The organism is Mangrovicoccus algicola (assembly GCF_014903745.1).
GTDB classification, from domain to species: domain Bacteria; phylum Pseudomonadota; class Alphaproteobacteria; order Rhodobacterales; family Rhodobacteraceae; genus Mangrovicoccus; species Mangrovicoccus algicola.
Map to the genome: position 1 here is coordinate 25,508 of NZ_JACVXA010000015.1, position 18,930 is coordinate 44,437.

Below are 18,930 nucleotides of genomic sequence, written 5' to 3' on the forward strand. Positions count from 1 at the left end.
GCAATTCCCAAGGGCTCAGCCGCGCCGCGTGGCCGATTTCAGGTCGCGCAGCGTGAAGGCGCCGGTCAGATGCGAGGCGATGGCATAGGAAACCATGCCCAGCACCACCAGCCCCAGGAGCGCCAGGTAGCGCCAGCCGCCGGTGGCCAGCATGTCCCGCAGCAGGCCCGCGGCGATCACCAGCACCCCGCCCATGATCGCGCTGGCCAGCACCTGGCGCGGGATGCGGCGGCGCAGCCGGTCGTCGAATTTCGCCACCAGCCCCATGTCGCGCGCGCCCCACCACAGGAGCCCCACCATCGCCCAGCCCGCCAGCGTCGTGCCCCAGGCGGCGGCGATGAAACCGATGAAGGGCGCCAGCCCGATCGCGACCCCGGCATTGATGACCATCGCCCAGACGGCGTAGCGGAAGGGCCGCACCGTGTCCTCGCGGGCGAAATAGAGCGGCTGCATCACCTTCTGCAGCACGAAGGCCGGCAGGCCCGCGCCATAGACCGCCACGGCCAGCGCGGTGGCGGCACTGTCGGAGGCATCGAAGGCGCCGCGTTCGAACAGCACCGAGACCAGCGGCCCGGGAATGGCGATCAGCGCGGCGGTGGCGGGCAGGGTCAGGGCAAGGGCGAATTCGCCCGCGCGGCTCAGCCCGTGGCGGCTCCCGGCCTCGTCTCCGGCCGCCAGGCGGCGCGACAGGTCGGGCAGCAGCACGACGCCGACCGCGATGCCCACGACGCCCAGCGGCAGCTGGTACAGCCGGTCGGCATAGGCCAGCCAGGCGACCGCGCCGTCGAAATAGCTGGCCACCTGGCGGCCGACCAGCAGGTTGATCTGCACCACGCCCCCCGCCAGCGCGGCGGGCACGGCGACGCGCACCAGCTGGCGCATGTCGGGGCTCAGCCGCGGCCGGGTGATCCCCATGCGGAACCCGTGGCGCCGCGCGATCCACCACATCAGCAGGAACTGCCCGATCCCCGCGGCCAGCACGCCCCAGACCAGCACGCGGCCGGAATGCAGCCCGGCGATCTCCCCGGCGCGCGGCGAGACCGGTATCAGCCCGCTTTGCGCCAGCACCAGCGCGGCGACCAGGATGACGTTCAGCACCACCGGCGCCGCCGCCCCGGCGGCGAAATGGCCGACCGCGTTCAGCACCCCGGTCAGGAGCGCGGCCAGCGAGATGAACAGGATGTAGAAGAAGCACACCCGCCCGAATTCCACCGCCAGTTCGAAGCGGACATCGCCCGCGAAGCCCGCGGCCATGGCCATCACCAGCAGCGGCATGGCGATCACGCCGGCGGCCGAGAAGATCAGCAGCACGAAGCCCAGCCCGGAAAACGCCTCCTGGGCGAAGGCGCGGGCCTTTGCGGGGTCGTCTACGCGTTTCGAGAACATGGGCACGAAGGCCATGTTGAACGCGCCCTCGGCGAAGAAGCGGCGGAACATGTTGGGCAGGGCGAAGGCCACGAGGAAGGCCTCGGCCACCGGGCCCGCCCCCAGGAATACGGCCAGCAGGATATCGCGGGCGAAGCCCAAGAGGCGGCTGGCCATGGTCCAGCCGCCGACGGTCACGAAGCCCGTGATCAGGCGGATCGGTTTCAAAGGGTCCTCATTCCGTGGCGCGCATGGCGCCCTTGCGGATCGCTTCCTCCAGCTTGCGCGACAGCGATTCCTGGCGGCTGCGGCTGACGATCTTCAGGCCGAACATGTCCTTGACGTAGAAGGTGTCCACGGCCTGGGCGCCATAGCTCGCGATCTGGGCCGAGGCGATGTAGACATGGTTGTTGGCGAAGGTGCGGCTGAGATCGAACAGCAGCCCCGGCCGGTCGCGCGTATCCACCTCGATGATCGAGTAGATCTCGGATCCGTCATTGTCGAAGGTGATCCGGGTGGGGACCTCGAACTTGCGTTCGCGCTTCTTGATCTTGTCGCGCGACTTGATCGCCTCGCGCGCCACCACCTCGCCCAGCAGGGTCTTGTGGATCATGCTGCGCAGCCGTCCCATCCGGTCGGGATCATAGGGATGGCCGTCGGCATCCTGGATCCAGAAGGTGGCGGTGGCATAGCCGTCCTTGGTGGTGAAGCTGCGCGCATCGACGATATTGGCCCCCACCAGCGCCAGCGCGCCGGTCAGCCGGGCGAAGATGCCCGGGTGGTCCTGCATGGCAAAGCAGCACTGGGTGGCATCCAGATTGTCGTCCGCAGCCAGTTCCAGGCGGATCTCGTCATTGCCCAGCCCGTCGAGCAGCCGCGCGAAGATCGCCTGGGTCGAGGTGGCCAGACCCTGCCAGTAGGGCGGGTAATGCCGCTCCAGCTCGGCCTCCAGCTTGTCCTCGGGCCAGCCCTTCAGCGTCTCGGCCAGGCGCGACTTGGCCTCGGGCAGGAGCGCATCGCGGTTGAGATGTTCCAGCCCCGTGGCCAGCGCGGTTTCCGTCAGCGCATAGAGCCTGCGCAGCAGGGTCGCCTTCCAGTTGTTCCAGACCCCGGGGCCCACCCCCATGATGTCGCAGCAGGTCAGCACCAGAAGCAGGTCGAGCCGCCGCTTGGTCTGCACCGCGCGGCTGAAATCGCGGATCGTGCGGGGATCGGACAGGTCGCGTTTCTGCGCCATGTCCGACATCAGCAGGTGCTGGCGCACCAGCCATTCGATCGTTTCGCATTCCTGTTCGTCCAGGCCGAAGCGCGGCGCCACCTTGCGCGCGATCCGCGCGCCCAGGATGGCGTGGTCTTCCTTGCGGCCCTTGCCGATGTCGTGGAAGAACATCGCCAGGTACAGGACCCGGCGGTTGACCTGGCCTTCGGTCATGATCCGCGTGGCGGCGGGCAGCGCGTCCTTCAGCTCGCCGCGCTCGATCTCGGCCATGGTGGAGATGCACTGGATCGTGTGTTCGTCCACCGTGTACTGATGGTACATGTTGAACTGCATCATCGCCACGACCGGCTGGAATTCGGGGATGAAGGCGCCCAGCACGCCCAGCTCGTTCATCCGACGCAGGGCCCGTTCGGGATTGCCGTGATCCAGCAGCAGCCGCAGGAAGATGGCGTTGGCCTCGGCATCGGCGCGCATCTTCGCGTCGATCAGGTGCAGGTTCGCCGCCACCAGCCGCATCGTGTCGGGATGGATCAGCAGCCCGGTATCCAGCGCCTCCTCGAACATCCGCAGGAAGTTCAGCGGATCGGCGAGGAAGCCCGCATCCTCGGCATGGCGCAGCCGGCCGTGCTGGATCTCGAATCCGTCCGAGACCTTCGCCTTGCGGCCGAAATTGCGGATGTTCTCGATGAAGGAGGTCTTGGTGACATGGGTCGCCTCGATCTGGGTCAGGAAGATCCGCGTCAGTTCGCCCACGGTGGTGGCATGGCGGAAATAGTCCTGCATGAAATGCTCGACCGCGCGGCGGCCGCCGCGATCGACATAGCCCAGATCCTCGGCCACCTCGACCTGCAGGTCGAAGGTCAGCTGGTCCATCGCGCGCCCGGCGATCAGGTGCAGCTGGTTGCGCACCGCCATCAGGAACCGCTCGGCCCGGTCGAACCGGTCGAATTCGTCCTGGGTGAACACCCCCAGATCCACCAGGTCGGCGGCATCGTCCACCGCATGGAGATACTTGGCGATCCAGAACAGGGACTGAAGGTCCCTGAGCCCGCCCTTGCCCTCCTTGACGTTGGGCTCCACCACGTAGCGCTGGCCGCCCTGCTTCCGGTGGCGCAGCGCGCGCTCCTCCAGCTTGGCGGCGACGAATTCGGGTCCGGTCTTGGCGAAAAGCTGGGTGCGCAGCCGGTCCACCAGTTGATCGGCCAGTTCCGGATTGCCGATCAGGTAGCGCGTTTCCAGCACGGCGGTGCGGATGGTGATGTCGCCCTTGGCGCGGATCAGCGTTTCCTGCACGGAACGGGTGGAGTGCCCGATCTTCAGCCGCAGGTCCCACAGGATGTAGAGGCAGCTCTCGATCACGCTTTCCGCCCAGGCCGAGGGCTTGGCCGGGGTCAGGAACAGCAGGTCCACATCGGAATGCGGCGCCATCTCGGCGCGGCCGTAGCCGCCCACCGACAGCATGGCCAGCCCGGTCAGCTGGCTGCGCGACTGCGCAGGATGCAGGTAGCGCGAGGCGATCTCGAAGACCGTGCGGGTGATGCAGTCCATCAGATAGGCATAGGACCGCACCGCCCGCCCCGATTGCAGGGGCGCGCGGGCGATCGCCTGGGCGATCGCGTTGTCGCCGCCCTTCCGGGCGAGCATCAGGATCTCGACGGCGCCCTGCTGCAGGCCGCGGGAGTCCCCGGCCTCCTCGGCCAGATTGTCCAGGGCCGCATGGATCCGCGCGATGTCGAAGATCTCGTCCGGGGGCAGGATCAGGTCGGCAGGCGGGATATACGCGTCGATGCGGAGGAGGGAGCGATCAGGAACCGGTTGCGCCAAGACGGGAGGAAGCCTGTTTGAGGATGGAAACGGTGTTGCTGCGGATGGTGGCGACGGCCAGGCTGCGGCGGTTGGTGCCGTCCGACAGGAAGCGGAACGTGCCGGTCGCGCCCGAGAAGGCCCCGGCATTGATCAGCGCCTGCGGCGACAGGCCCGCGGGACCCGAGCGCGACGCCTGCGCGGCGATCGCGCGGATGCCGTCATAGGCCAGCGGGGCCAGCAGGTGCGGGCTGTTGCCGTTGGCGGCGATGTAGCGGCGGTTGAACTCGCCCACCGGGGTGGTGTCGGGCATGGTGAACCAGCAGCCCTGGAGACCCGGCAGCGAGGTGGCCGATGGCGGGATGTCGGCGCGCGCCATGCACATGTACTGGAACTGGCTGGCGGGCAGGCCGTAATCGGGCAGCAGCCCGACCAGCGTCGGCAGGGCCGCCTGCGTGTCCGAGGTCAGCAGCAGCGCATCCGCCCCCGCGCCGCGCGCGGCGGCGGCGATGCCCGGCAGCGCCGCGACCAGGCCTTCCTGCGACAGGTCGAACTCGCCCGAGCCGACCACCGACACGCCGGTGCCCGACAGGCCCCGCACGGCGGCATCGCGGATCACCTGCTCGGCGGCGGAGCGGGCATTGATGATGAAGACCCGGCGCTTGCCCTGGCTGGCGGCATAGGCGCCCAGCTCGGCGGCGCGGTTCTCGAAGGTATCCCCCAGCATCAGCACGTTGCGCCCGGCGATGTCGGTATTGTTGGAGAAGGTCAGCACCGCGGTGTTCGACTGCGCCATCAGCGTGCCGACGGCGGCGGCATTCTGCGCCAGGAGCGGCCCGAGGATGATGTTGGCGCCTTCCGCCTTGGCCTGCTGCGCGGCCTGCTGGGCGCGGCCCGGATCGGCGGCGGTGGAATAGGTGCGCAGCGTGACCATCCCCGGCTCCGCCTCGGACACGGCCAAGCGCGCGGCCTTGGTCAGGCTGTCGGCAATCAGGCCCAGCTGCGGATCGGCCGCGTTCGAGGGGACCAGCAGGCCGACCGTCACCGGACCCGGCGCGCCCCCGCGGGTGGCGGTGCCGAAGGCGGCCGGGTCGCAGGCGCCCAGCGTCATGGCGGCGGGCATCAGCGCGGCGGCTCCGAGGATCTGGCGGCGGGAAAAGGCGCGGGGCGGGGCCATTGGGGGTCTCCTTGCGGTCCTGGATCGGGCGGCCTATGCTGGGCCTGTGTCACTCACTCGTGACGAGCTTACTCGGCTCCGGGAGCGGCTTAAACCGTGAATTATCAGCACAGCAGCCTCGCGCCGGGGCTCTATCTTGTCGCAACGCCCATCGGGCATGCGCGCGACATCACGCTCAGGGCGCTCGACGTGCTGGGATCGGCCGATCTCCTGGCCGCGGAAGATACCAGGACCCTGCAGAAACTGATGCAGATTCATGGGGTTGGGCGTGAAGGCCGGGCGTTGATCGCCTATCACGACCATTCCGGCGGCGCGGCCGCCGCGCGCATTGCCGAGGAAATCCGGGCGGGGCGAAGTGTCGCCTATGCCTCGGAGGCGGGATCGCCGCTGATTTCCGATCCGGGCTACCGGCTGGTTGCGGAACTGGCGCGGCAGGGGCTGCCGGTGACGGTGATCCCCGGCGCCTGCGCCGCGGTGGCGGCGCTGTCGGTGGCGGGGCTGGCCACGGACCGGTTCCTGTTCCTGGGGTTTCCGCCCGCCAAGGCGGCGGCGCGCCTGTCCTGGCTGGCGGCCGAGGCCCATGGCGGCGCCACGCAGGTGATCTACGAATCGCCGCGCCGGGTGGAGGATCTGCTGGTCGCGCTGGCCGAGACCCACGGGGAGGACCGGCCGGTCGCCTTGTGCCGGGAACTGACCAAATCCTACGAAACCGTGCTGCGCGGCAGCGTCGCGGAGCTGCTGGAGCAGGTGCGCGAGACCCCGCCGCGCGGCGAATGCGTGCTGGTCGTGGCCGGGGCGGCACCCGAGGGGGCGGGGGCCGAGGACATGGAGACCGCGCTTGTTAACGCGCTCGAAAGGCTGAGCATGAAGGATGCGGTGAAGGAAGTCGCCGAAAGCCTGGGCATGCCGCGCAAGGCGGTCTACCAGCGGGCGCTGTCGCTGCGGGAGGACGGCTGAGCCATGGACGGAGCCACGGGGTATCATGCGGGACTTGCCGCCGAGGATTGCGTCGCGCGGCATTACGAATCCTGCGGTCACAGGCTGCGCGCGCGGCGCTGGCGCGGGCAGGGCGGCGAAATCGACCTGATCCTCGAGGGACCCGGGGGCCTGGTTTTCGTCGAGGTCAAGAAAAGCCGCAGCTTCGATCATGCGCTGGAGCGGTTCACCCCGCGCCAGATGGCCCGGATCTGCGACGCGGCGACGGAATTCGTGGCCGGGGAACCGCGCCAGATGGACACGCCGATGCGGTTCGACCTGGCGCTGGTGGACCAGCATGGGCAGACCCGGGTGCTGGAGAATATCCTCCACTGAGGCGGCCCGGCGGCGCGGCGTCCCGAAACGGCAATTGCACCGGCGCCGCGAATGGGTCAGATGATATCCCCAAAAGGACGGGATGTTCATGCTGACAATCGCTTTCCAGATGGATCCGATCGAGACGGTCGATCCCAATGCAGACAGCACCTACCGGCTGGCCGAAGAGGCCCAGGCGCGCGGGCACAGGATTTACGTCTACGGGCCGGAGCAGCTGACCTTCGATCGCGGCGTGGTCCGTGCGATGGCGCGCCCGGCCGAGATCCGCCGCGGCCAGACGCCCTTCGTCACGCTGGGCGATCCGGTCGACCTGGATCTCGGCGAGGTCGACGTGGTCTGGCTGCGCCAGGATCCGCCCTTCGACATGGGCTATATCACCACCACCCACATGCTCGACCTGCTGGAGGGCCGCACGCTGGTGGTGAACCGGCCGTTCTGGGTGCGCAACTATCCCGAGAAGCTGCTGGTGCTGAAATTCCCGGATCTGACGCCGCCGACCATGATCGCGCGCGATCTCGCCCGGCTGAAGGCCTTCAAGGCCGAACATGGCGACATCATCCTCAAACCGCTTTACGGCAATGGCGGGGCGGGGGTGTTCCGGCTGGATCCCAATGATCGCAACCTCAGCTCGCTGCACGAACTTTTCTGTGGCATCAACCGCGAGCCGCTGATCGCGCAGGCCTTCCTGCCGGCGGTGGCAAAGGGCGACAAGCGGGTGATCCTCGTCGATGGCGAACCGGTCGGCGCGATCAACCGCGTCCCCTCGGAGGGCGAGACCCGGTCCAACATGCATGTCGGCGGCCGCCCCGAGAAGGTTGCGCTGACCGATCGGGACCGCGAGATCTGTGCCCGGATCGGTCCGACCCTGCGCGAGGCCGGGCAGATCTTCGTCGGCATCGACGTGATCGGCGACTGGCTGACCGAGATCAACGTGACCTCGCCCACCGGCATCCAGGAACTTGAACGCTTCGACGGGATCAACGTGGCCGGCCGGATCTGGGAGGCCATCGAGGCAAAGCTCTGATCCTCAGGCCGGGCCGGCCAGCAGGCGGTAGCTCAGCGCCTCCGCCATGTGCGGGGCGCGGATCGCCGGGCTGTCGGCCAGGTCGGCAATCGTGCGGGCGACGCGCAGGATGCGGTGAAATCCCCGCGCGCTGAGCCCGAACCGGTCGGCGGCGCGGGTCAGCATCCGGCGCCCCTCATCGTCCAGGGGCGCCACCTCCTCCAGCAGCCTGCCGCCCGCATCGGCATTCTGCCGGGCCGAAGGGTGCCCCGCGAACCGCGTCTCCTGCACGGCCCGCGCGGCCAGGACCCGGGCCGCGATCATGTCCGATGTCTCTCCGGTCGCGGGCAGGTCGAGATCCTGGAAGGGCACGGGCGGCACCTCCACCCGCAGGTCGAACCGGTCCATCAGCGGCCCCGAGATCCGGCCCAGGTACTCCTCGCCGCAGGCGGGGGCGCGGGAACAGGCGCGGGCGGCATCGCTGAGAAAGCCGCAGCGGCACGGATTGGCGGCGGCCAGCAGCATGAAGCGGCAGGGATAGCGCACATGCGCATTCGCCCGTGCCACGACGACATGGCCGCTTTCCACGGGCTGGCGCAGCGTCTCCAGGACCTGGCGCGGGAATTCGGGAAACTCGTCGAGAAACAGCACGCCGTTATGGGCAAGGGACACTTCGCCCGGCTTGGCCGTCTTGCCGCCGCCGATGATCGAGGCCATCGAGGCGGTGTGATGCGGGTCGCGGAAGGGCCGGGCGCGGGAAATGCCCCCCTCGTCGATCAGCCCGGCCAGCGAATGGATCATCGAGGTTTCCAGGGCCTCCGCCGCGCTCAGCGGCGGCAGAAGCCCCGGGAGCCGCGCGGCCATCATGGACTTGCCCGATCCCGGCGTGCCGATCATCAGCATGTGGTGCCGCCCCGCCGCGGCGATCTCCATCGCCCGCTTGGCGCGTTCCTGGCCCTTCACCTCCGACAGGCAGCCGGTCTTCGCCCCCGCCGTGACCTCGCCGGGTTCCGCCGGGGGCAGGGGAGACTGCCCGGTGAAATGGCGCACGACATCCGACAGGCTGGCGGCGGCCAGAACCTCCGCCCCGCCGACCCAGGCGGCCTCCGCCCCGCAGGCGCGCGGGCAGACGAGGCAGCGATCGCCCTCCGCAGCGGCCAGCGCGGCGGGCAGGGCGCCGACCACTGCCACGAGCGAGCCGTCCAGCGACATCTCGCCGAGCGCCAGGGCCCGTTCCACCGCGTCGCGCGGCAAGATATCCAGCGCGGCCAGCAGCGCCAGCGCGATGGGCAGATCGAAATGCGACCCCTCCTTGGGCAGGTTGGCCGGGGACAGGTTGATGGTGATGCGTTTCGAGGGCAGGGCGATGGACATGGCGCTCAGCGCGGTGCGCACGCGATCGCGCGCCTCGGAGACCGCCTTGTCCGGCAGCCCGACGATGGAGAAGGCGGGCAGTCCGGCGGTCACGGCGCATTGCACCTCGACCTGCCGGGCCTCCAGCCCGTCGAAACTAACCGTGAAGGCGCGTGCGACCATCCCCGACTCCTGCCGCTGACGGCGGAGACTGGCCCGGGCGTGGTTAACGCAGTGTTAAGATCCGGCCTCAGCCGCGGTTCAGCTGCCGTTCGCGGCGGATCACGTAGCCGATGCTGCAAAGCCCCAGCGCGACCGAGACGAGCATCAGCCAGACCAGCGGCAGGGCGCCGGATTCGGGGGTCAGCACCACGCCGGCCAGGGCCGAAAGCAGCGCGCCGCCGCCGATCAGGATCGCCCCGCCCACGCCGGAGGCGGTTCCGGCCAGATGCGGGCGCACGGAAAGCATCCCGGCCATGGCATTGGGCATCACCAGCCCGTTGCCCAGACCGACCAGCGTCATCGACCCGAAGAACACCGCCACCGTCGCCTGCCCGGCATAGAACAGGCTCAGCGCGACCAGCATGCCGGTGGTGGAGATCAGGCTGCCGGTGACGATCATGGCGTTCAGCCCGAAGCGCACCGAGTACCGCCCGGACAGGCCGTTGCCGATCATGTATCCCACGGCCGGGGCGCCGAAGAACAGGCCCAGCTGGGCGGGAGACAGGCCGTAGATCACCGAGCCCACGAAGGGGGCGCCGCCGAGATAGGCGAAGAACGCCCCCGAGGCGAGGGTGGAGGACAGGCAGTAGCCCCAGAACCGGCGCGAGCTGAACAGCTGCGGCACGTCGCGGAACTGCGCCGCGAATCCGCCGCCCCCCCGCGGCGCGGTCTCGCCCAGGTCGAACCAGATCAGCGCGGTGACGGCGATGCCGCAGACCAGCAGCAGCCAGAAATTCGCCTGCCAGCCGAAGGCGGAATCCAGCACGCCCCCCGCAACGGGCGCAACCATCGGCACCAGCGCCATGCCCATCGTGACATAGCCGATGCGCGACGCCGCTTGCTCGGCGGGATACATGTCGCGCACGATCGCCCGGCTCAGCACCAGCCCCGAGACGATCACCGCCTGGGCCATGCGGAAGGCGAGGAAGACCCAGACCGAAGGGGAGAACAGGATGCCCAGCGTGGCCAGGCAGAACAGCGCGCAGGCCCCCAGAAGGACCGGCCGCCGCCCGAACCGGTCCGAGATCGGCCCTATTCCCAGCTGCAGAATGGCGTTCATCGCCAGGTAGACGGTGACCGAGGCCTGCATCAGCGCATAATCGGTGCCGAAATGTTCGGTCATCCTCGGCAGGGAGGGCAGGTAGATGTTCATCGTCGCCGCCGAAAGTCCGGCGATGATGACGAGGGTCAGGATGTTGGGCGGAGTGCGCCGGTCGAGGAAACGCACGGGCATGACGGCTTGCATTGTTCTGCTCATGACGGCAAAGAGCGGCCTTGTCCATGGCCGCCGTGCCGCAGGCGCGCCGCATCGCGAAAGGACCGTCCATGCCCCGCTGGCAGCTTATCCGGACCGAGGAGGGCGTGGTGCTGTCGCGCCCCGGACGGATGCGGCTGGATGTCGGGGCGCGGTCGGGGTTTCCGCCGCTGCGTCCTGCCGCGCTGGCTCACGAGATCCGCAAGGACCTGTGGCGCATGCTGCAGCGGTTGCGGGGTTTCTCGCCGGTGGTCGTGATCCGGCGGGACGCGGCGGGGCTGGAGGTCGAGGCAGGCGGCGAGATGGCGGCAGGGATGCCGCTGCCGCCTGGTGTGGCGGAGCGGATCGCCGGGATGCTGGCGGATCCGCACAGACGGGCGCGCTGGATCGCCCATGCGAGGTTGAGATGATGAAGCACAGGGGCTTCCCGGGGCGCTATCCGGGAACCGATTTCCAGTTCACGATCCGCCGGGCCAATCCGCGCGGGGTCACACCCATCACCCGGCGCGAAAGGTTCAAGGACCGCAAGGCGCTGGACAAGTCCGTGGATGCGGCCTTCATGGCCGCGCTGTGGGAGCACTTCGGCGAGGCGCCCTTCGAGCGCGGCAACCTGGATGCCGGGCGCTTGTCCTGGCTGTTCGGTCGCGAGGTCGTCCCGGCCCGGCAGCCCTTCGATCCGGCCGATTACGACGCGCTTCTGCGGATCGATGTCGCCGCGGCGCGGGTCAGCTTTCCGCAGGTCTTCGACGATCCCGCCGCCGCCTGGGATCCCGAAGAGGACGAGGATTGGGACGAGGATTGACCGTCCTGCGCCTGCCCGGTCGATAGGCAGGGCAGGGGCGGAATGTCCATCTGCTGGGCGGTTTCCCGGAACGGCGCCCCGCGGTGCAGGGTTTCGATGGGCAGCCGCGCCGGTTCCGCGCAGGCTGGGGCTGCGCCGAGGTCACGTGCGGCGCGGTGCGTAAGAGTTTTCCAGTACCCCTTCCTCTGACAGGCGGCCCAGGTCTGCCCGGACCGGGCCGCTTCTTTTCTGCCGCGACCTGCCGCCGCTTGGCGGGGGTCAGCCGCGGGCCGGGTCGGGCCCGCGCCGCCTGCGCCGGTAGATCGGCCGGCCCCAGGCCAGGGCCAGCAGCCATCCCGCCACGAAGCCGCCCAGATGGGTTTCCCAGGCAAGCTGTCCATGCAGCAGCAGCCAGAAGACCAGGTTATAGGCCACCAGGATGAACAGCGCGCGCCAGATGTCGCGCATCCCTTCGCCGTAATGCCGTCTTTCCTGGTAGCCCCAGCAGATGCGGATGCCCAGCAGCCCGAACAGCGCCCCGGACGCCCCCACCATGGGCACGGGCGAGGCGGTCAGCAGGCCGAAGCAGGCCGCGCCGCCGATCGCGGTCAGCGCGTATCCCGCCAGGAAACGGGCCGTCCCCGCGGCGCGGGCGATCTCGCTGCCGATCCCGGCCAGGGCCAGCATGTTGACCAGAAGATGCAGCCAGCCCGCGTGCAGCAGGGCGTAGCTGAGGAACATCGTCACCGGTTGCGCCGCGTAATCGGGCCGCGCGCCGCGCAGAAGCGGCGAGAAGAAGGCCCCGTATTCATAGGCGAGCCCGCGCAGATGCGGCGTGGCGAACACCCCGTGATCGGCGGCTTGCAGCAACCCCTCGACCAGGCAGTTCACCCCGATCAGCAGGGCCACCGCGAAGGGCATGGCCCCGGGATCGGCGCGGCGGGACGGGGTGGCGGATCGGGCGGTCATGGGCGGTCTCCGGCGGGCGGACGGGGCGGGCCCCAAGGATAGGCCCGCGGGGCGCGGGGACAAGCCCGTTTCCGCGCCCCGCCGGATCCTATTGCGGCAGGAAGGCCGGCAGCCGCCCCAGCACGTCGCGCATGGCGCCCTGAAGCTCCCGGTCGGCCGCCGCCTCGTCGCCATCCCTGATCACGGTGACGAAGCGCACGATGGCGCCGTCCTTGCGCTGCATCGTCCAGGCATCCTTCAGGACGGACAGCTTCGTCAGCATGTCATTGGTCATCCGCTTGCCGCGCTGTTCGAACCAGTAATAGACCAGCTGGTGGCTCATGCCTTTCTGGATCACCGCGCGGTTCACCTCGAAGCGGCCATAGCCCACATCGCTCATGTCGACCTCGTGGGGGGCCAGGCTGGCCACTTCCCAGCCGCCATTGGGCAGGCAGACCTCGGGGGAATGCAGCCCGCCGCCATCGGTCTGGTCGCGGTAATAGGCGGAGAAGAAGTCGAAGCTGTCGCCGGTGCCGGGATTGTGGAACTGCGCCGAGATGTAGTCATCGGCGCCGAGGACCCGCTCCACCTCCGGATCGAGCCGGGTGATCCCGGCGCGCCACTCGCCCAGCATCCGCGGAAAGGCGGCAAAGCTCTGGCGGTCGGGGGTGATGATCTGCGGTTCCCGGAACTGGCTCCAGGCCAGGGAAAGACCCGCGATCAGAACCGTGGCGGAGATCAGCGCGGCGCTGGGGGCGACGGCGAAGATGCGGCGTGCCTCGCGGCCGAGCCCGTGGGTTTCCAGGTCGATGGCCTGGCTCAGCGGCAGCGGGTTCGGCGTCAGCCGCTGCAGCACCATCGCCATCGCGAACAGAAGGCCGACGCAGCTGAGGAAGATCACCCAGCCCTCGAAGAAATGCAGGAAGCCCTCCGCCTGCTCGATCCCGTAATAGTTGACCAGGATGCCGATCATGCCGATGCGGAAACTGTTCATGGCCACCGTGATGGGCGCGGCCGAAAGCAGCATCACCGCCTTGTGCCAGAAGGGACCGCGATAGAGGATCGAGAAGAGGTAGGAGAAGCTGAGGATGGGGAACAGGTAGCGCAGGCCGGAACAGGCCTCGGCGACCTGCAGCTTGTAGACGCCAAGGTCGATGATGTTGCCGTCCAGATAGACCGGGATCCCCGCCATCTGCACCACCGCGACACCCAGTTCCGAGGAAATGCCCTGCAGGAAGATCGAGAGCTTCCAGTAGAAGAGCTGCGGCAGCGGCAGCATGAAGGCCAGGTGCAGCACCGGGGCCCAATGGCGGCGGCCGCGATCCCAGCCGAAACACACCAGAACCAGCCCCATGACCCAGACGATCATGGCGTAGCAGACGATATCGGCGACATCGATGATATTGCCGATCGCGGCCAGAAGGATGGCGCCCAGCATCACCAGGACGCCGGGCCAGCGCCGCGGCACGTCATCGGGAACGGGGGGGCTGTGGCGCAGCTCGCGCAGGAACAGGTAGAGCGAGATGACCGGGATCAGCGGTCCGTGGCTGTATTCCGGCGTGAGCCAGGCCCGGCCAAGCGCGGAGAACCCGTACCAGAACACCGGAAGGGAGGCGGCCACGGCCAGAACCAGCCACGCGAAGCCGCGCCAGTTCGCGGTGATCGTGCTGTTTTCCGGCCCGACGCCCAGCTCGGTCGAATCCACGGACATGGCAACTCCTTTAAACGCTAATTCAGCGCAATATAGGGGCCGGTCTCCTTCCGATCACCTGATATTCACGCGAGCTTGGCAAAAACTAGCGTCTTGCGGCAAAGCTGCGCGTGAGGGTCAGGTAGACGGCGTTGGAACTGGCGGTGCCGCTGTCATCCTCGTCGCGGGTGCGGTGGCGGTAGCCGGTGGAGACGGACCAGTCCCGGGAGACCGCATGATCGTATTGCGCGGAGAGGGTGACGCGGGTGACGCTCTGGTCGTCGAACTCGTCCTCCAGGTCCTCGCGCCGCCCGGCCAGCGCCGACAGGGTGAAGGAGGAGACCGGGTTTATCTGCTGGGTGTAGGACGTGTTCAGCGCGAGGTTCAGCCGGTCGTTGAAGTCGTCATCCACGGTCAGCGACTGGTTGGCCGAGATCCGGAATTGCGAGGTCGGCCCGCGCCGCAGGTAATCCAGCCCGAAGACCGGGTTCACCTCGGAGGCGTCGGTCGTGCTGATCCCCGCGCGGCCGGTGAAGCTGCCATTGGGGCGGATGAATTCGCGGCCGAGGAAGACATCGGTCTGCTGTCCGCCCTCGTAGATGCTGTTGGCCGCGGTGAGGAAGACCGATCCGTCGGGTGTCGCGCGCGACAGCGACAGCGCGGCCACGGCGCCTTCCTCGGTGCGGCTGTCGCCCGCGCCGTCGTCATAGTCCAGATCGACCACCTGGTAGCCGATATTGGCATCCAGCGTCGTGATCGGGCTGAGATCGGCCTTGGTGCCGATGCGCAATTCCCCGGACTGGGAGTCGTTGCCGTTGCTGCGCGTGCTGTTATAGGCCTCGCCCTGCAGGTAGATCTCGGCCGTCTCGGTCACGTCGGCGCCGACAAGCGCGGTCAGCCGCTGGTAGTCGCGATCCACCAGCGAGTCGTCGGTCGTGTCGTGGTAATTGTTGCGGTAGACATGGCCGCTGAAACTCAGCCGGGCCGGACCGTCGCCGTTGAGCTCCATGCCGAACCGGCCCGTGAGCAGGGTCCGCCGGCCGCCGCCGCGGGTATCGTCGAAGCTGCCGTCATCGTCGAAATAGCGCAGCGGATCCAGGAACTCCAGGTCGACATCGTTGGCCAGGGCGTTCAGCCAGATCCGGTTGTCGTCGATCTCGCGCTGGTAGTCGACGGAGACCTCGCCATTGTCCAGCTTGCCCTCGGTCCCGGTCACGGGCAGGTCCGCCACCCGCAGATCGCCCGAGGCGCTGCCCGAGAAGGTGTCGGTGCGGGTCTCGCTGAACATGCCGAAGCTCAGCGTGTTGGTCCACAGATAGGCCTCGCCCGGGGACTTCTCGGAGAGCGAATAGTTGTCGTCGGCTTCCGCGCTGCTGCTGATGCGCGCGGTGAGGATCGTGCCGCCCCGGGTGTCCTGCTGGGCGGCGGCGGGAGGCGGGAACATGGCGGCGCCGCCGACCATGGCGCCGGCGATCAGGAACCGGTCGATCACGTCGCGGACCCCGTCACTCGAAGAGGCGGCGCTGCGGCACGAGGAGGACATCCCCGTCGATCATCGTGGTGGCACCGGTGATCTGCGCCCCGCGCGAGATGGCGCGGTAGTCGAAGCGGTAGATGATCTCGCGGCCGGTCGTATCGGTGCGGCGCAGCTGGATCCGCTTGGTCGCGGCAAAATTGGTCAGCCCGCCGCCCATGGCCAGCGCCTGCAGCAGCGTGGTGCCCTCGGGGATTTCCAGGCGGCCGGGCGAATTGACCTCGCCCAGGAAATACACCGCGATCAGGTCATCCGCATCGGTCCCTGCAGCCGCGGCCGCGGCCGCCGCCGGGTTCTGCTGGGCAAGGTTGACGAAGACCGTGGGGGGGGCCGCGAAATTCGGGGCCAGCGCGGCCGTCAGATTTGCCTGCACCTGCGCAAGCGTGCGGCCCTGGGCCTGGACGCTGCCGGCGAAGGGGAAGGAAATGCGGCCATCCGGAAGGACGAGGACATTGCGGTTCAGCGCCGGATCCTCCAGCACCTCCACCGACAGCGTGTCCCCCGGCTGCAGGGCGTATTGCTGGGCAACCGCCGCAAAAGCGGTCAGGAACAGGAAAATGACTGCGATAATCGATCTGAACATGCCGTGTCTCCGTGCCTAGGCGAAAGTCCCCGCGGACCCCGGGGGAAGCTTAGACCGCCCCCGGGCCGAACCCAACCGCCGCGCAAGGGAAGGGACAGGAAAGCGCGGCGGCGTAGTGGCGCCGCCACACCCGGGGCGGTCCGGCCCCGTCGCGGGGGCCGGGCAGGGGGTCAGTTGGGGGTCTCGGCGGCGCGCGCCTCGGCGTCGCTCCGGGCGGCTTCCAGCATCTGCAGCCGTTCGGCATTCTCCGGCGGGGTCAGCTCGATCGCCCGCTCGAAAAGCGGGATCGCGTCGGCCTCGCGCCCGGCGCCGACCAGCGCACGGGCATAGTGTTCCTGCACCATCGTGTCGCCGGTGAGCGCCGCGGCGGCATCGCGCAGATAGGGCAGGGCCTCGTCTACATTGCCCATGCGGAACGCGATCCAGCCATAGGTGTCCTGGAAGGCGGGCACGTCGGTCCCCCGCAGCCGCCGGGCGATGGTATAGGCCCGGTTCAGGTCCTCCGGCGTGTCGCGATAGGTGGTGATGAGGCTGGCCAGGTTGTTGGCGACGATGGTCGAGGCGCTGTTGCGGTCATAGAGCGTCTGGTAGATCTCGATCGCCGCCTCGGTATCGCCCGCGCGTTCCTCGATCCCGGCCTTCTGCCACAGCAGGTTCATCGACTCCGGCAGCGCCGCGATGCCTTCCTCCAGCGCGGCATCCGCCGCCTCCTGGTCGCCCGCCCGCATCAGCGCCGAGACATAGGCCCGCCAGACGATTTCCTGCGCCGGATCCTCGTCTAGAAGGGCGCGATAGACGGCGGTGGCCTCCTCCAGGCGGCCCTCGACGCTGAGGAGGGCGGCGTTGAGGAACCGTGCCCCGGCAGCGTCGGGCGTGCGTGCCAGCACCTCGTCCATGAACTTGCGCGCGGCCGCCCCGTCGCCCTTGGATAGATGGGCGCGGATGATGGCGGCCTGGGCCATCAGCGCGGTCGAATCGTCGTCCAGCATCCCGCGCAGCAGTTCCATGCTCTCGTCGGTGCGCTGCATCCGGCCCAGCATGGTCGCCTCCAGCCCGTTGGCCATGGTCTGTGCCTGCGGCGTGCCGATGCCGCGGATCGCCCGCACCACCTGTTCGGCCCCGGTCCAGTCGGCCATGCCCAGATAGACCTCGGCCAGCTTCTGCAGCAGCACGAGGTCGGCCGGGGCGCGGCGCAGCGCCTGGGTCAGCACGTCGCGCGCCACCGGATACTTGTCCTCGGCGACGAGGAGCTGCGCATAGCGCAGGCTTTCCGAAGCGCCGTAGGAGGACTTCTCCACCGCGAGCTGCAGGTTCTCGCGCATCAGGTCGCGATTGCCCTCGCGTTCATGCGCATCCGCCATCAGCGTGTTCAGCCCCGGATCGCGCGGCGCCTGGTCCATGGCGGTGCGCAGCGACAGGATGGCGTCGCTGATGCGGTCCTGGGAGACCAGCCAGGCCGCCTGCAGCTTCAGCGCCTCGACCTGCTGCGGATCCGCCTCCAGCACCGTCTCGACGATGCTGCGGGACTCCTCGGGCTGGCCGCTCATCTCCAGCATGCGCGCCAGGGTCACCTGGGCGTCGCGCAGCGCGTCATCGGCTTCGCGCCCGTCGATCGTCTGGCGCAGCGCCGCGATGCCTTCGTCGCGGCGGCCGCTGTCGAACAGGGTCGTCGCCCTGAGCGTCTGGAACAGCAGTTCGTCGGCCCCGTCCTCGGCCAGATAGGCATCGAGCTGCGACAGGGCGGCATCGGCGTCGCGCGCCTGCAGCAGGAACTGGATATAGTCGACCCGCGGCGTCGTATCCGCGCCATGGCGCGCCACATCCTCGCGCAGATAGGCATCGGCCCCGTCGACATCGCCGTTGCCCAGGTACCACCGCACCAGCGACAGCTTGAAGTTGCGGTCGTCGGGAAAGACGTCGGCCGCGCGCTTGAGGACCTCTCCCAGCCCCTCGCGGTCATCCAGCTGGGCGAGGATCTGCAGCTTGAAGGTGTAGTATCTCTTGTCCTCGGGGAACCGCTCGATCGCCTCGTCCAGCACCTCCAGCGTGGCATAGGGGTCATTCAGCGCCGCGTAGGCATCGATCAGCACGTTGCGGCCATGCACCAGTTCGGGATTGTCGTCCAGAAGCGCCCGGGCCCGGTCGCGCACGGATTCGATGGCCGGCGTGTCGCGGTCGCGCCGCGCGGTCTGCAGTTCTTCGAGAAGCTCCAGCGCCTCGACGCGGGGATTGTCGGGCTGCAGCTCGGCCGCGACCAGGAGGTTGTCGTGCATGCGGTCGAAATCGACCAGGGTCGCGGCCATCTCCGCCGCCTGCATCCGCGCCTCGAAATCCCGGGGGTGCTGTTCCGCGGCCAGCAGGAACTGGCCATAGGCGTCCTTGGAATCGCCCATCTGCTTCCGCAGGTTGGCATAGGCCAGCCGGGCTTCGAGGAAGTTCGGGGTCAGGTCGAAGATGCCGCGCATCTCGACATCGGCGCGCTTGAGGTCCCCTGCGGCGATCAGCTCCTGCGCGGTCTCGAACTTCCGCTGCGCCTTCTGCTCGGAATCCTCGCAGGCGGCCAGGGTGAAAATGACGGCGGAGGACAGCAGCGCGGTCGCGAACTTGCTGGTCAATGACATGCAGGGCCTCGTCTTCAATGCAATGCGGCAGTGCCACAGTAGCACCGGAACCGGTGCAAGGTGTA

At 68.7% G+C, this 18,930-nt stretch carries 15 protein-coding genes; 5 read left to right on the forward strand and 10 right to left on the reverse strand.

Features of this window, described 5'->3' with window-relative positions:
* Positions 1-15: 15 nt before the first annotated feature.
* The 3 genes from murJ to ICN82_RS21275 are packed head-to-tail and all read right to left on the reverse strand — an operon-like array spanning position 16 to position 5,564.
* Entirely contained in the window at positions 16-1,593 is a 1,578-nt protein-coding gene (gene murJ / locus ICN82_RS07450; protein WP_193181325.1) for a murein biosynthesis integral membrane protein MurJ, read from the reverse strand.
* A 7-nt stretch (positions 1,594-1,600) separates the two neighbouring features.
* A complete protein-coding gene (locus ICN82_RS07455) occupies positions 1,601-4,408 on the reverse strand; it encodes a [protein-PII] uridylyltransferase (protein ID WP_226898348.1) in 2,808 nt (935 codons plus the stop codon).
* A complete protein-coding gene (locus ICN82_RS21275; RefSeq protein WP_226898349.1) occupies positions 4,389-5,564 on the reverse strand; it encodes an ABC transporter substrate-binding protein in 1,176 nt (391 codons plus the stop codon). Before ICN82_RS21275 ends, ICN82_RS07455 begins: the two co-directional genes overlap by 20 nt.
* Before the next feature lie 96 nt (positions 5,565-5,660).
* Between ICN82_RS21275 and rsmI the strand changes: the two genes are divergently transcribed.
* The 3 genes from rsmI (at position 5,661) to gshB (ending at position 7,899) form a co-directional block, all read left to right on the forward strand.
* Positions 5,661-6,521: a 16S rRNA (cytidine(1402)-2'-O)-methyltransferase gene (gene rsmI, locus ICN82_RS07460; protein WP_193181327.1), complete on the forward strand. Its 861-nt coding sequence runs from the start codon at positions 5,661-5,663 to the stop codon at positions 6,519-6,521.
* A gap of 3 nt (positions 6,522-6,524) precedes the next feature.
* Positions 6,525-6,875 (forward strand): YraN family protein, encoded by a 351-nt coding sequence (locus tag ICN82_RS07465; RefSeq protein WP_193181328.1) that lies wholly within the window; start codon positions 6,525-6,527, stop codon positions 6,873-6,875.
* A 91-nt stretch (positions 6,876-6,966) separates the two neighbouring features.
* Entirely contained in the window at positions 6,967-7,899 is a 933-nt protein-coding gene (gshB, locus tag ICN82_RS07470; RefSeq protein ID WP_193181431.1) for a glutathione synthase, read from the forward strand.
* Positions 7,900-7,902: 3 nt separating this feature from the next.
* Here the strand turns inward: gshB and ICN82_RS07475 are convergent, their stop codons facing one another.
* Both ICN82_RS07475 and ICN82_RS07480 read right to left on the reverse strand, forming a co-directional pair.
* The gene (locus tag ICN82_RS07475) at positions 7,903-9,414 is read right to left on the reverse strand and encodes a YifB family Mg chelatase-like AAA ATPase (protein WP_193181329.1); all 1,512 of its coding nucleotides are present in this window, start codon (positions 9,412-9,414) and stop codon (positions 7,903-7,905) included.
* Positions 9,415-9,481: 67 nt separating this feature from the next.
* Entirely contained in the window at positions 9,482-10,699 is a 1,218-nt protein-coding gene (locus ICN82_RS07480; RefSeq protein WP_193181331.1) for a multidrug effflux MFS transporter, read from the reverse strand.
* 80 nt (positions 10,700-10,779) lie between these two features.
* Between ICN82_RS07480 and ICN82_RS07485 the strand changes: the two genes are divergently transcribed.
* Both ICN82_RS07485 and ICN82_RS07490 read left to right on the forward strand, forming a co-directional pair.
* Positions 10,780-11,118, forward strand: coding sequence for a hypothetical protein (locus ICN82_RS07485; RefSeq protein WP_193181333.1), 339 nt, complete (start codon positions 10,780-10,782; stop codon positions 11,116-11,118).
* Entirely contained in the window at positions 11,115-11,510 is a 396-nt protein-coding gene (locus tag ICN82_RS07490) for a hypothetical protein (RefSeq protein WP_193181335.1), read from the forward strand. The genes ICN82_RS07485 and ICN82_RS07490 overlap by 4 nt, the downstream gene beginning before the upstream one ends.
* A gap of 258 nt (positions 11,511-11,768) precedes the next feature.
* On the opposite strand, the gene ICN82_RS07495 is transcribed toward ICN82_RS07490, so the two are convergent.
* The 5 genes from ICN82_RS07495 to ICN82_RS07515 all read right to left on the reverse strand — a co-directional run bounded on the left by ICN82_RS07495 (position 11,769) and on the right by ICN82_RS07515 (position 18,865).
* Entirely contained in the window at positions 11,769-12,458 is a 690-nt protein-coding gene (locus tag ICN82_RS07495) for a rhomboid family intramembrane serine protease (RefSeq protein ID WP_193181336.1), read from the reverse strand.
* An 88-nt stretch (positions 12,459-12,546) separates the two neighbouring features.
* Entirely contained in the window at positions 12,547-14,148 is a 1,602-nt protein-coding gene (gene xrtD, locus ICN82_RS07500; protein ID WP_193181338.1) for a VPLPA-CTERM-specific exosortase XrtD, read from the reverse strand.
* Between the two features lie 85 nt (positions 14,149-14,233).
* Entirely contained in the window at positions 14,234-15,619 is a 1,386-nt protein-coding gene (locus ICN82_RS07505; protein ID WP_193181340.1) for a porin family protein, read from the reverse strand.
* A gap of 13 nt (positions 15,620-15,632) precedes the next feature.
* Positions 15,633-16,244 (reverse strand): polysaccharide biosynthesis/export family protein, encoded by a 612-nt coding sequence (locus ICN82_RS07510; protein ID WP_193181342.1) that lies wholly within the window; start codon positions 16,242-16,244, stop codon positions 15,633-15,635.
* A 170-nt stretch (positions 16,245-16,414) separates the two neighbouring features.
* Entirely contained in the window at positions 16,415-18,865 is a 2,451-nt protein-coding gene (locus tag ICN82_RS07515; protein ID WP_193181344.1) for a tetratricopeptide repeat protein, read from the reverse strand.
* Between the last annotated feature and the right edge of the window lie 65 nt (positions 18,866-18,930).